The 12794-nt window shown below is 42.1% G+C and carries 11 protein-coding genes and 1 tRNA gene; 10 read left to right on the top strand and 2 right to left on the bottom strand.

The features are described 5' to 3' along the window. Positions 1-196: transposase domain-containing protein (locus tag BSAG_RS24195; RefSeq protein WP_008997463.1), on the top strand; the 196-nt coding region annotated here is incomplete at its 5' end. Between the two features lie 164 nt (positions 197-360). Continuing rightward, complete coding sequence (locus tag BSAG_RS13675; protein WP_004312688.1) at positions 361-573, top strand: hypothetical protein; 213 nt, start codon at positions 361-363, stop codon at positions 571-573. 20 nt (positions 574-593) lie between these two features. On the opposite strand, the gene BSAG_RS13670 is transcribed toward BSAG_RS13675, so the two are convergent. Beyond that, positions 594-1220: a hypothetical protein gene (locus BSAG_RS13670; RefSeq protein ID WP_008997464.1), complete on the bottom strand. Its 627-nt coding sequence runs from the start codon at positions 1218-1220 to the stop codon at positions 594-596. 42 nt (positions 1221-1262) lie between these two features. Then, a tRNA-Ala gene (locus BSAG_RS13665) sits at positions 1263-1336 on the bottom strand. A 117-nt stretch (positions 1337-1453) separates the two neighbouring features. On the opposite strand from BSAG_RS13665, the gene BSAG_RS13660 reads away from it, so the two are divergent. The 8 genes from BSAG_RS13660 to BSAG_RS13630 all read left to right on the top strand — a co-directional run bounded on the left by BSAG_RS13660 (position 1454) and on the right by BSAG_RS13630 (position 12683). Next, positions 1454-1756 (top strand): DUF4286 family protein, encoded by a 303-nt coding sequence (locus BSAG_RS13660; protein ID WP_004312687.1) that lies wholly within the window; start codon positions 1454-1456, stop codon positions 1754-1756. After that, positions 1753-2319 (top strand): crossover junction endodeoxyribonuclease RuvC, encoded by a 567-nt coding sequence (ruvC, locus tag BSAG_RS13655; protein WP_004312686.1) that lies wholly within the window; start codon positions 1753-1755, stop codon positions 2317-2319. Before BSAG_RS13660 ends, ruvC begins: the two co-directional genes overlap by 4 nt. A gap of 56 nt (positions 2320-2375) precedes the next feature. Next, complete coding sequence (gene pulA / locus BSAG_RS13650; RefSeq protein WP_004312685.1) at positions 2376-4382, top strand: type I pullulanase; 2007 nt, start codon at positions 2376-2378, stop codon at positions 4380-4382. A 446-nt stretch (positions 4383-4828) separates the two neighbouring features. Continuing rightward, a complete protein-coding gene (locus tag BSAG_RS0223105; protein WP_004312684.1) occupies positions 4829-6475 on the top strand; it encodes a sialate O-acetylesterase in 1647 nt (548 codons plus the stop codon). Positions 6476-6496: 21 nt separating this feature from the next. Next, positions 6497-7981, top strand: a complete 1485-nt coding sequence (locus BSAG_RS13645) for an MFS transporter (RefSeq protein WP_004312683.1) — start codon at positions 6497-6499, stop codon at positions 7979-7981. A 29-nt stretch (positions 7982-8010) separates the two neighbouring features. Beyond that, complete coding sequence (locus tag BSAG_RS13640; protein WP_004312682.1) at positions 8011-9147, top strand: endo-1,4-beta-xylanase; 1137 nt, start codon at positions 8011-8013, stop codon at positions 9145-9147. Positions 9148-9360: 213 nt separating this feature from the next. Next, a complete protein-coding gene (locus BSAG_RS13635) occupies positions 9361-10338 on the top strand; it encodes a glycoside hydrolase family 43 protein (protein WP_004312681.1) in 978 nt (325 codons plus the stop codon). 203 nt (positions 10339-10541) lie between these two features. Beyond that, positions 10542-12683 carry an alpha-glucuronidase family glycosyl hydrolase gene (locus BSAG_RS13630; protein ID WP_008016904.1) on the top strand — a complete coding sequence of 714 codons (2142 nt, stop codon included), beginning with the start codon at positions 10542-10544 and terminating at the stop codon, positions 12681-12683. The last annotated feature ends 111 nt before the right edge of the window (positions 12684-12794 follow it).

Genomic DNA, 12794 nt, shown 5'->3' on the forward strand with positions numbered 1-12794 from the left:
GGGAAGAAAGAATTATCTGTTTTGCGGATCGGAACTAGGGGCAAAGAATGCTTCTATGTTATACTCAATTATTGAAACATGTAAGATGAATGGATTAAGGCCGGTGAAATATATAGCGGAAATTTTAACTAAATTAACGGCAGGAGAAACAAATTACATGTCACTATTACCTATCAACAATAATAAAGAATACTAATTATTGGATAAAGAGATGCTATATACTCCACTACAGAGTATAGAAAAAGGGACAGCCATACAATGAGTGCTTACACATGATTGATTTCTTCAAAAATCATTAAAACAGAAAACTTTTCTTCGTTTGTATTGTCTTATAGCCATAAACTTTTAAAACGAGAACTTATGGATGATATGATTAACAGGCATGATTCGATAGCCGAAGAAAATATCGAACCGAATGGCCGTCCGGCCAAGGACCAGTTTGAAGAATGGAGCGGTGAGGTTGCCGACCGTGCGGATGACGTATTCAAGAATGACAAGAAAGACGGTCCTATTAAAGACCGCGAGAAACGTATAAAAGAAATGGACGAAGTGATAAAAAAGGACCTTGAGTAAAGGTCCTTTTCTTTTTTTCTTTAGTTTGCCGGAGTAACGATAGGTTCTTTGATAAAAATACTCCCTATCTCAATTGTTTTGTCATCAAATACATCTAGTCTAATATTTATCGATTCCTTTTCGGAAAGACTTATGAATTTTCCTTGAATATAATACTTCTGATTATCAATAAGATTGGAGGCTTCTTCCTCATCTAAAGCCGTTATAATTCTGAAAGAAATATTATACTTTCCGGTTTTTTGAAGGCTGCTACAGGTAAAGGATATAAGATATTTATATCCTTTATTATCGGTGCTTTTAACTTTATCCATAGAAGCGAATTTGACTGCTATATCAGAAAGGAAATCAGGGCTATTCTCAAGTTCCTTTTCTAACAAAGAACGCAATTCTTTTCCTGTTTTTTTTCTTTGGATGTCATTGTTGAAACAATTAGGATGTTTAGACATATATGCGTCTAAAAAAGCATTTATTTTTTCTCCATCAGCGTTCCCTTCTTCTAGCATTGCGTTTACTGCTGCTATGCTATCATTGAGGCGTATATCATAGTCTGCATTGTTTGATTGTGTTGTTTTTGAAGACTTGTTCCCGTAGCAGGAAATTAAGCATGGGATGATTAGAAGAATAGTGACAAATTTTGTGATTTTCATGTCCAGTACACTATTAAAGTTCAAAGTTGGGAGAGAAAAAAGTGGAGCGTATCGGACTCGAACCGATCACCTTAACACTGCCAGTGTTACGCTCTAGCCAGATGAGCTAACGCCCCTTTTTTGTCTTATATGATAACGTTTGTAAACGAATCTTTTTTTTGTTGCCGCAAATATAATGCATTATTCTGAAATAATTGCTATGTTTGCGGTAAATAATAGTATGAAATTAAGATATGCTGATTTATAATACAACTTTTCAAGTGGACGATGACGTTCACGACAATTTCATGATTTGGATAAAAGAGAGTTATATCCCTGAAGTACAGAAACACGGTGCGTTGAAGGCACCGCGTATTTGCCGGATATTGAGTCATCGGGAAGAAGGAAGTGCGTATTCTTTGCAATGGGAGGTAGAAAGTAGTGGGTTATTACATCGCTGGCATTTGGAACAGGGGGTGCGACTGAATGACGAACTGGTAAAAATATTTAAAGATAAAGTGATCGGATTTCCGACCTTGATGGAGGTGATAGAGTGATTCAACCGGTAAAAGAAAAGATAATCCTGGGGATTGACCCTGGTACGACAATCATGGGATACGGGGTTCTAAGAGTGAGAGGAACCAAACCAGAAATGATTGCGATGGGGATTATCGACTTACGTAAATTTGCCAATCACTATCTGAAACTTCGTCATATCCATGAACGGGTATTGAGCATTATTGAAAGTTATCTACCGGATGAGTTGGCTATCGAAGCACCTTTCTTCGGAAAAAATGTGCAATCGATGTTGAAGTTAGGTCGTGCACAAGGGGTAGCAATGGCAGTAGCGTTGAGCCGGGATATTCCAATCACCGAATATGCCCCTTTGAAGATAAAAATGGCTATCACCGGAAACGGGCAGGCATCAAAAGAACAAGTGGCGGATATGCTGCAAAGGATGCTACGGTTCTCAAAAGATGATATGCCTACTTTTATGGATGCAACAGATGGTTTGGCAGCGGCTTATTGTCATTTCCTGCAAATGGGGCGACCGGCAATGGAAAAAGGGTATAGTAGTTGGAAGGATTTTATAGCGAAGAATCCGGATAAGGTGAAATAAAGCATTTAATTTTATGGGGGGATAGATATGGTGTGTAGCATAGGGGGAGGTTTAGAATGAAGATAGGAAATAATTATTTAGCGATATTGGGTGTGACTACAGTGACAACAGTGATGAGTTGTTCCCCAACGAAGAAGGAATATACTTCTTTTGAATTATATCCGGTTCGTACGGGAAGCCTTACAGAGATGGAATATACGCCGTTGGCAACCAAATTTTTCCTTTGGTCACCAACAGCAGAAGAGGTGCGCCTGATGCTTTATGATGCCGGAGAAGGCGGACATGCTTACGAAACAGTAAAGATGGAACTCGGTGAGAATGGAACCTGGACGACATCCGTAGATAAGGATCTGCTCGGCAAATACTATGCTTTCAATGTAAAAATCAACGATAAATGGCAGGGTGACACGCCGGGGATTAATGCTCACGCTGTAGGAGTGAACGGAAAGCGTGCAGCTATCATCGACTGGAAGACTACCAATCCGGAGGGGTGGGAGAGTGACCGACGTCCTTCTCTGAAATCTCCTGCTGATATGATTATCTATGAAATGCATCATCGTGACTTCTCTGTTGACTCTACTTCGGGAATAAAAAATAAGGGCAAATACCTTGCACTGACTGAACATGGGACGGTGAATTCCGGCAATCAACCAACAGGTATCGATCATTTGGTAGAACTGGGAGTGACACACGTGCATCTTCTTCCTTCTTCTGATTATGCTTCTATCGACGAAACAAAATTAGATGAAAATCACTATAACTGGGGATATGATCCGGCGAATTATAATGTACCGGATGGTTCTTATTCAACCGATCCTTATCAGCCTGCCGTTCGCGTGAAAGAGTTCAAACAGATGGTACAAGCGTTGCATAGAGCTGGAATACGCGTGATAATGGATGTGGTTTACAATCACACTTTTAATACACTTGAAAGTAATTTTGAACGTACCGTTCCCGGCTATTTTTACCGTCAGAAAGAGGATGGCACATTGGCAAATGGTTCAGGGTGTGGCAATGAAACAGCAAGTGAACGGCCTATGATGCGTAAGTTCATGATAGAGTCTGTTCTTTATTGGATAAAAGAATATCATATTGACGGCTTCCGCTTTGACTTGATGGGGGTGCATGATATTGAAACAATGAACGAGATTCGAAAGGCTGTCAACAAAGTCGATCCTACTATTTGTATCTATGGAGAAGGTTGGGCGGCTGAAGCTCCTCAATATCCGGCAGATTCATTGGCGATGAAAGGAAATATTTCCCACATGCCCGGAATTGCTGTATTCTCGGATGAATTGCGCGACGGGCTTTGCGGGCCAGTATGGGAGAAGGACAAAGGAGCTTTCCTTGCCGGAGTGCCGGGGGGAGAAATGAGCGTAAAATTCGGAATTGTTGGAGCTATTAAGCATCCGCAAGTACGCTGTGATTCCGTAAATTATAGTCAGAAGCCGTGGGCGGAACAGCCTACCCAGATGGTTAGCTATGTTTCCTGTCATGATGGTTTGTGTCTTGTAGACCGATTGAAGGCAAGCATGCCGGGAGCTACTCCCGAACAGTTGGTTCGACTTGATAAGCTGGCACAAACGGTAGTCTTAACTTCACAGGGAATTCCTTTTATCCATGCAGGTGAAGAAGTGATGCGTGATAAACAAGGGATAGACAATAGTTATAAGAGTCCGGATGCCATCAATGCCATTGACTGGAGACGCAAAACGACAAACGGAGATATTTTCACGTACTATAAACGACTCATTGATCTTCGTAAGTCTCATCCGGCTTTCCGTATGGGAAATGCAGAAATGGTCCGGAAGCATCTGGAGTTCCTTCCGGTTGAAGGGCAAAACCTGATTGCGTTTCGCCTCAAAGAGCATGCGAATGGAGATAGCTGGGAAGATATTATCGTAGCCTTTAATTCCCGTACGACTCCTGCACGATTGGAAATTCCTGTTGGTAAATATACGGTAGTATGTAAAGATGGAGTGATAGATGTGCGTGGATTGGGTACGCAAACCGGACCGGAGGTGATTGTTCCCGGTCAGTCTGCGTTGATTATGTACAAGTAGTTTTTTCTGTTTACTACAATTCCGAGATACTCAAGTTTTTTCATGCAGTAGACTGGCTGCCTGTTTCAGTCTGATGGAACAAATGAAATCATGTGCCGGCTGGTTAGTCGGCACTTTTTATTTATGGCATATATAACAACTCAACGTTGGTTGCCGGCATTTCTATCATCTTTAAATAGATAGAATGAATAACAATAACTACTGTAATCCGTTCTTTCTAAATCCTTCATTTTCCTCCTATTCATCGGCAATCTCAATTTGGATGTAACATTACAACAGGTATTTGTAACATACGTAAACGATGATGTAACAAGCGAGTAATGATTTGAATCAAAAATTCTGGGTCAGCGGAGAGAAACTTCCTAAGTTTGCAAAGTGGAATTCAGAACGGATTGTTTCTCTTTCCGGATTACTATGAAATAAAGACATAAAAGAAAAGATAGATAATGAATAAGTATTGGTTTTATAAGGTTGGGTTAGTAGTTGTGTTCCTTTGCTTCGCTCTGTTGGGTGAAGCAAAGGTTAAACTTCCCACTCTTGTTTCCGACGGAATGGTGCTTCAACGCGGGGAGCCTGTCAATATTTGGGGGACGGCTGATCCTGATGAAACTGTTAGTATAACTTTTCAAAAAAAGAAATATAAGACCGTTGCCGATGCGCAAGGCAACTGGAAAGTGATCTTGCCTGCCTTAAAAGCTGGTGGTCCTTACACAATGATTATTAATGATATAGAGTTGAAGGATATTCTTGTGGGTGACGTTTGGGTATGTTCCGGTCAGTCGAATATGGAATTACCCGTTTCACGGGTTACAGACCGTTTTCGGGATGAGATATCTGCGGACAGTGATTATCCGATGGTACGTTATATAAAAACTCCTCTATTGTATAACTTTCATGCCCCGCAGACAGATATTCCGGGAATCTTCTGGAAGGCTATGACTCCTGAAAATGTGATGTCTTTCTCTGCTTTGGTTTATTTCTTTACTAAAGATTACTTTCAGAAAACAAAGGTTCCGGTAGGAATCATAAACTCCAGTGTCGGAGGGTCACCGGTAGAAGCGTGGATCAGTGAGGAAGGTTTGAAACCTTTTCCTTATTATCTGAACGAAAAACGTATCTACGAATCAGATGACTTGGTAGAATCAATGAAAAAAGAAGAGAGCAAGAAAAGCCGTGCCTGGAATGTAGCACTGTATCAGGGAGATAAAGGAATGCATGAAACCATCCCTTGGTATGCTGCCGGCTATGATGACAGTGATTGGACACCGACCGATTTGTTTGCTTCCGGTTGGGCTACTAACGGATTGAATACAATCAATGGTTCCCATTGGTTCCGTAAAGATTTTCAGGTGTCCGGGCAACAAGCGGGAGAGAAGGCAACTCTTCGCCTGGGATGCATCGTAGATGCAGACTCCGTCTATGTAAATGGTACGTTTGTGGGAACTGTTTCTTATCAATATCCACCACGTATCTATACCATTCCCGCCGGATTGTTGAAAGCTGGAAAAAACACGATAACCATACGTCTTTTCAGTTATGGCGGTTTCCCTCATTTTGTAAAGGAGAAACCTTATAAGATATTTTTCGGAAAAGGTCAGCCGGAAAAAGGAGAATCGGAGATTAGTCTCGAAGGTAATTGGAAATATCGCCTCGGCGCTCCCATGCCTGCTGCTCCGGGACAGACTGCTTTCCATTATAAACCCGTAGGACTTTATAATGCTATGATTGCCCCATTGCTGAATTATACGGTATCTGGTATTATCTGGTATCAGGGTGAATCGAATGTGTCTCGCAGAAATGAGTATAAAGACCTGTTGACGGCGATGATTGCGGATTGGAGACAGCATTGGAATCGACCTGATATGCCTTTCTATGTGATTGAACTGGCGGATTTCCTCTCACCCGAAGATAAAGGAGGGCGTGCTGCTTGGGCAGAATTCCGGAAAGTGCAGGCAGAAGTAGCCAATACAAATAAAAATGTCACTCTAATTAAAAACGGTGATTTAGGAGAATGGAATGATATCCATCCATTGGATAAAAAGACGTTGGGACAGCGTGTTTCCCAAGCAGTCTTTCAACAAAGAGTCAAATAAATTAAAAAAGAGATTAGTACCATGAAAACACAGACTCAAAAAGTGTCGATGGCCGAGAAAATCGGTTATAGCTTGGGTGACGGTTCGGCGAACCTGATTTTCCAGATGATGATGATGTTCCAACTCTTCTTCTATACAGATGTGTTTGGAATCAAAGCAACAGCAGCAGGTATGATATTGCTGGTTGCACGTATTTTCGATGCGTTTGTCGATCCGGTGGTAGGTATCCTGTCCGACAGAACCAATACCCGCTGGGGTAAATATCGTCCCTGGTTGTTGTGGACAGCTATTCCTTTTGCCGTATTCTTCATTCTGGCATTTACGACACCCGATTTGAGTGAGCGTGGGAAGATTATTTATGCAGGTATCACTTATACCTTATTAATGTCTATTTACTCCTTCAATAATACTCCGTATGCCTCTTTGGGGGGGGTGATGACAAGTGACATCAAAGAACGTACCAGTATCTCGTCCGTCCGTTTTGTGACAGCTACAATCGCCACTTTTGTTGTGCAGGGGCTTACTTTGCCATTAGTCTCCAAGTTCGGGCAAGGCGACGATCAACGTGGATGGTTCCTGACAATTACCCTGTTTGCCATCATCGGAGTTGTTCTTTTAGTAATCACATTCTTCTCTGCCAAAGAGCGTATCACGCCTCCCGTAGGTCAGAAAACTTCCGTGAAACAGGATTTTAAAGATATCGTAAGCAGCCGTCCATGGAAAGCGATGTTTATCCTAACCCTCTTTTTGTTTACGACATTGGCTATGTGGGGCAGCAGTATGTCTTACTACTTTAATTACTTCGTAGATAAAACAGCCCTTTTTGATTTCTTGCAGAACTTCGGATTAGTACGGATAGAAGGAGAAACTTATGGAATGTGGCACACTTTCCTTGATGCTTTCGGACTGATTGCGCAGCCCGATCATAGTAATGTGTTTGCTGTAGGTTTCAGTTTGTTCAATATGATTGGGCAGGTTATCACTTTGGCGGGTGTAATATTGCTTTCCGGATTTCTTTCTAATATCTTTGGCAAGCGGAATGTGTTTTTGATCTGCCTGGCACTGACAGCCTTTTTTACAGCCCTGTTTTTTGTGGTAGATTCGACAAACATAAGTATGATCTTTATTATTAACTGTTTGAAGAGTTTGGCATACGCACCTACTATTCCATTGCTTTGGGCAATGATGGGAGATGTTGCCGATCATTCAGAATGGGTGAACCATCGTCGTGCGACAGGGTTTGTATTTGCAGGTGTAGTCTTTGCCCTGAAAGCCGGACTAGGTATAGGGGGAGCTATTTGCGGTGCGATTGTCGATTCGTTCGGTTTTGTATCTAATACAGTGCAGACGGAAAGCGCTATTTTCGGTATCCGTTTGACATCCAGCGTGATTCCTGCCATCACTTTCTTTGTAGGAGTAATTGCTTTGTTCTTTTATCCTATTTCTAAGAAGTTGAATGAGCATATTCAGGACGATTTGGCAAAACGCCGTCTGGAAAACAATTGATTAATAACTATAACTAATAGATAGACTATATGAAGACTTCGACAAGAACAACCGTAGTTTCTTTGTTGGCTGCTGTAGCCCTGATAACTAGTACTTCGATAGCTTTTGCACAAGAAACAAAGACTTTGAAAGAAGCTTTGAAGGATAAATTCCTGATAGGAACAGCAGTGAATACACGACAAGCATCCGGTCAGGATAAGGCAGGAGTGCGCGTAATTCAGGAACAATTTAATGCTATTGTAGCAGAGAATTGTATGAAAAGTCAGGAAATGCATCCGAAGGAGAACCGTTATAATTTCACACAGGCAGATGAATTTGTTGCTTTTGGAGAGAAAAATCATTTGGCAATCACAGGACATACGTTGATTTGGCATTCGCAGCTTTCTCCCTGGTTCTGCGTGGATGAGAATGGCAAAAATGTGTCTCCGGAAGTATTGAAGAAACGGATGAAAGATCATATCACCACTATTGTGAAGCGTTACAAAGGCCGTATTAAAGGTTGGGATGTGGTGAATGAAGCGATTGAAGATAATGGTGCATATCGTAAGACTAAGTTTTATGAAATTCTAGGTGAAGAATATATCCCATTGGCTTTTCAATATGCACACGAGGCCGATCCGGATGCAGAGCTTTATTATAACGATTATTCAATGGCTCAACCGGGCAGAAGAGCTGCAGTTGTGAAGATAGTGAAAGACTTGAAGAAACGTGGTATCCGTATTGATGCGGTGGGGATGCAAGGACACATCGGCATGGACTATCCGAAAATCAGCGAGTTTGAAGAAAGTATGCTTGCCTTTGCCGGAGCGGGAGTGAAGGTAATGATAACAGAATTGGATCTGACTGTATTGCCATCACCCGACCCCAAGGTTGGTGCGGAAGTCTCGGCATCTTTTGAATATAAAAAAGAGATGAATCCTTATTCGGACGGATTACCGGAAGAAGTATCAAAAGCATGGACAGAGAGAATGAATGATTTCTTCCGTCTGTTCCTGAAACATCAGGATATCATAACAAGAGTTACAGTTTGGGGAGTAGCCGATCAGGATTCGTGGCGTAACGACTGGCCGATGAGAGGACGTACGGATTATCCATTGCTTTTCGACCGCAATCATCAGCCGAAACCGGTAGTTGATTTGATTATAAAAGAGGCTATGCAGAAATGATCATTTGGAGTTCACTTCACCACAGAGGACACAGAGTTCTTCTCTCTCTTTCTGTAAGTAAAACAGAGCGATAAATATACGATTACGTGAGACTCTGTGTTACTCTATAGTGAATAGAAAGATTAAACCTCTGTGTCCTCCGTGTCCTCTGTGGTGAAATAGAAATTCCCATTTATAAAATTAATTTAGAACTGTTGCAATAAGAATAAAACCATGAAAACAGAAAAAAGATATTTAGTTCCCGGTGATTATATGGCTGATCCTGCCGTACACGTGTTTGATGGCAAACTTTACATTTATCCCTCGCATGATTGGGAGAGTGGTATTGCCGAAAATGATAATGGAGATCATTTCAATATGAAAGATTACCATGTGTATTCTATGGATGATGTAATGAATGGAGAGATTACTGACCATGGGGTTGTACTTTCTACGGGAGATATTCCTTGGGCAGGCCGTCAGCTTTGGGACTGTGATGTTGCTTTTAAAGACGGCAAATACTATATGTATTTTCCATTGAAAGACCAAAATGACATATTCCGTATCGGAGTAGCTGTGAGCGATAAACCATACGGACCTTTTGTTCCGGAAGCAAACCCGATGAAAGGAAGTTATAGCATTGATCCGGCTGTTTGGAATGATGGAGATGGTAATTATTATATGTATTTTGGCGGACTGTGGGGTGGACAGCTTCAACGTTACCGGAATAATAAAGCATTGGAATCAGCCATTTTACCCGAAGGAAAGGAAGAGGCCTTGCCATCCCGTGTCGTTCGTTTGAGTGATGATATGATGGAGTTTGCGGAAGAACCGCGTCCGTTAGTCATTCTGGATGAAAACGGTAAACCTCTGACAGCAGGAGATACAGAACGTCGTTTCTTCGAAGCTTCCTGGGTACATAAGTATAATGGGAAATATTATTTCTCTTACTCTACAGGCGATACCCATCTACTTTGTTACGCAATAGGTGACAACCCATACGGACCATTTACTTATCAGGGAGTTATCCTGACTCCGGTAGTGGGATGGACTACTCATCATGCTATTGTTGAGTTCAAAGGAAAATGGTATCTGTTCCATCACGATTGCGTACCTTCCGAAGGGAAAACCTGGCTTCGCAGCTTAAAAGTCTGTGAACTGCAATACGATGTTGATGGAAAAATCATCACGATTGAAGGACTGGATGAATAGTCGACAAATGATCATTTAGAGTTCACCACAGAGGACACAGAGTTCTTCTCTCTCTTTCCGCAAGTAAAACAGAGCGATAAATACGATTCTCAATACGTGAGACTTTGTGTTACTCTATAGTGAGTAAAAAAATAGTAAACCTCTGTGTCCTCTGTGGTGAAATATAAATACCCATTCATGAAACGAATTTTGAACTATTACTTATGAGGATTATATCTATATTGACATTTGTCCTGTTTTTCAGCTTTTTCTCTGTTTATGCAGAAGATGGGAGCGCTTTGTGGCTTCGTTATTCAACGGGAGCAAAAGCAATAATAATGAATAAGAAACAGTCTCCCACATTAAATATCGCCGTTTCCGAATTGCGGAACTTCTGGCAGGGAGGAATCCCCATAACGCTGGAAATACAGAAAAATAAGGAACTGCGTGCATTAGGAAATGACGGATACATCATCCGCGCTTCTAAAGACGGTAACCATTTGACAATCACTTCTTTCGGTGAGCAAGGAATACTTTACGGAACTTATCATCTGCTTCGTCTGCAAGCCACCGGACAATTATCCGAATCAACATTGAAGTCTTTAAATATCTCCGAGAAACCGGATTACCGGATTCGTATCTTGAATCATTGGGACAATCTAGACGGTACAATCGAACGTGGCTATGCCGGACATTCGCTTTGGAAATGGGACGAACTCCCGTCGGTTGTTTCTCCCCGTTATGAAGCTTATGCACGCGCCAATGCTTCCATCGGTATTAATGCTACTGTGATAAACAATGTCAATGCAAGTCCTAAGATACTATCTGATGATTATTTGCAGAAAGTCAAGGTTCTGGCAGACATCTTCCGTCCTTACGGTTTGAAAATATATCTTTCAATTAACTTTTCTTCCCCAGCAGCTTTAGGTGGTTTATCCACCTCCGATCCGTTGGATAAAGAGGTGATTGCCTGGTGGAAGAAGAAAGCCAAAGATATCTATTCTCTGATACCCGATTTCGGAGGCTTTTTGGTGAAAGCAAACTCCGAAGGACAACCCGGACCGTGTGACTACGGGCGTACTCATGCCGAAGGAGCCAATATGCTTGCCGATGTATTGAAACCTTATCATGGTATCGTGATGTGGCGTGCTTTCGTTTACTCGCCTACCGACAGCGATCGTGCCAAGCAAGCCTTTCTTGAATTTGAGCCTTTGGACGGAAAATTCCGCGATAATGTCATTGTGCAGATAAAGAACGGCCCGATTGATTTCCAACCTCGCGAACCATTCAGTCCGTTGTTCGGAGCGATGAAGAAAACAGCGGTGATGCCCGAATTCCAGATAACACAGGAATATCTCGGTTTTTCTAACCATCTTGCTTTTCTTGCACCTATGTGGAAAGAATGTCTGGATAGCGATACATATATGCAAGGTGAAGGCTCCACCATTGCCCGTGTGACGGACGGCTCCTTGTTCCCCCATTCATTGACGGCTATTGCCGGTGTCACCAATATCGGTGATGACATCAATTGGTGCGGACATCCTTTTGCCCAAGCCAACTGGTATGCTTTCGGTCGTTTGGCATGGAAACATTCACTTTCTTCCGAGCAGATCGGTGAAGAATGGTTGAGGCAGACTTTTCTTCCGGTTGCCTTACAGCCGTACAACGATTCCGTCAATGAAATATCTCCAAAAGAGAGACAACAACTTCACTCTCAACTCTCCCTTCTCAACTCTCAACTTCTCCAAGAGTCGAGAGAAGCAGTGGTAGACTACATGATGCCGCTCGGCTTACATCATATTTTTGCTTGGGGGCATCATTACGGACCGGAACCCTGGTGCGATATTCCCGGTGCCCGTCCCGACTGGATGCCTTCCTATTATCACCGTGCTGACAGTTTAGGAATCGGTTTCGACCGTAGCAGTACGGGAAGTAATGCTACCGGACAATATCATTCCCCGCTGTGTGAAGAATTGGACAACGTGGATACTTGCCCGGAAAACCTGCTTCTCTGGTTTCACCATGTTTCCTGGAACCATCAGATGAAGAGTGGACGTACGCTTTGGGCAGAAATGTGTTATGCGTATGACCGTGGCGTAAAAGAAGTGAGAAACTTTCAGAAAGTGTGGGATAGTATGAAGCCGTATATCGATTCCGAACGTTTTCAGGAAGTGCAACATCGCTTGAAGATTCAGGCACGTGATGCAGTCTGGTGGCGGGATGCCTGTTTGCTTTACTTCGGGCAGTTCAATAAGCAACCGATACCCTATGAACTTGAACGTCCGGTACACGAATTGAAAGACATGATGGAATATCAACTCGATATAACCAATTTTGAATGTCCTCCTTACGGATTTACTAAATAAAGGAAGCTTTGTTTTTCCATGAACTAAAGCTATCCAATCAATAGAAATGATAAGAATATGTTTGTATATAGACGGCTTTTGTGATAAAATTGTTACCTTTGCGGGCAATAA

Source organism: Bacteroides sp. D1 (assembly GCF_000157095.2).
Lineage (GTDB): Bacteria > Bacteroidota > Bacteroidia > Bacteroidales > Bacteroidaceae > Bacteroides > Bacteroides xylanisolvens.

Excerpts from the sequence above, each read along its gene's own strand:
- BSAG_RS13640 (WP_004312682.1), top strand. The coding sequence starts at position 8,011 with ATGAAGACTTCGACAAGAACAACCGTAGTTTCTTTGTTGGCTGCTGTA.
- BSAG_RS13660 (WP_004312687.1), top strand. The coding sequence starts at position 1,454 with ATGCTGATTTATAATACAACTTTTCAAGTGGACGATGACGTTCACGAC.
- BSAG_RS13635 (WP_004312681.1), top strand. The coding sequence starts at position 9,361 with ATGAAAACAGAAAAAAGATATTTAGTTCCCGGTGATTATATGGCTGAT.
- pulA (WP_004312685.1), top strand. The coding sequence starts at position 2,376 with ATGAAGATAGGAAATAATTATTTAGCGATATTGGGTGTGACTACAGTG.
- BSAG_RS13675 (WP_004312688.1), top strand. The coding sequence starts at position 361 with ATGGATGATATGATTAACAGGCATGATTCGATAGCCGAAGAAAATATC.
- BSAG_RS0223105 (WP_004312684.1), top strand. The coding sequence starts at position 4,829 with ATGAATAAGTATTGGTTTTATAAGGTTGGGTTAGTAGTTGTGTTCCTT.
- BSAG_RS13670 (WP_008997464.1), bottom strand. The coding sequence starts at position 1,220 with ATGAAAATCACAAAATTTGTCACTATTCTTCTAATCATCCCATGCTTA.
- BSAG_RS13630 (WP_008016904.1), top strand. The coding sequence starts at position 10,542 with ATGAGGATTATATCTATATTGACATTTGTCCTGTTTTTCAGCTTTTTC.
- BSAG_RS13645 (WP_004312683.1), top strand. The coding sequence starts at position 6,497 with ATGAAAACACAGACTCAAAAAGTGTCGATGGCCGAGAAAATCGGTTAT.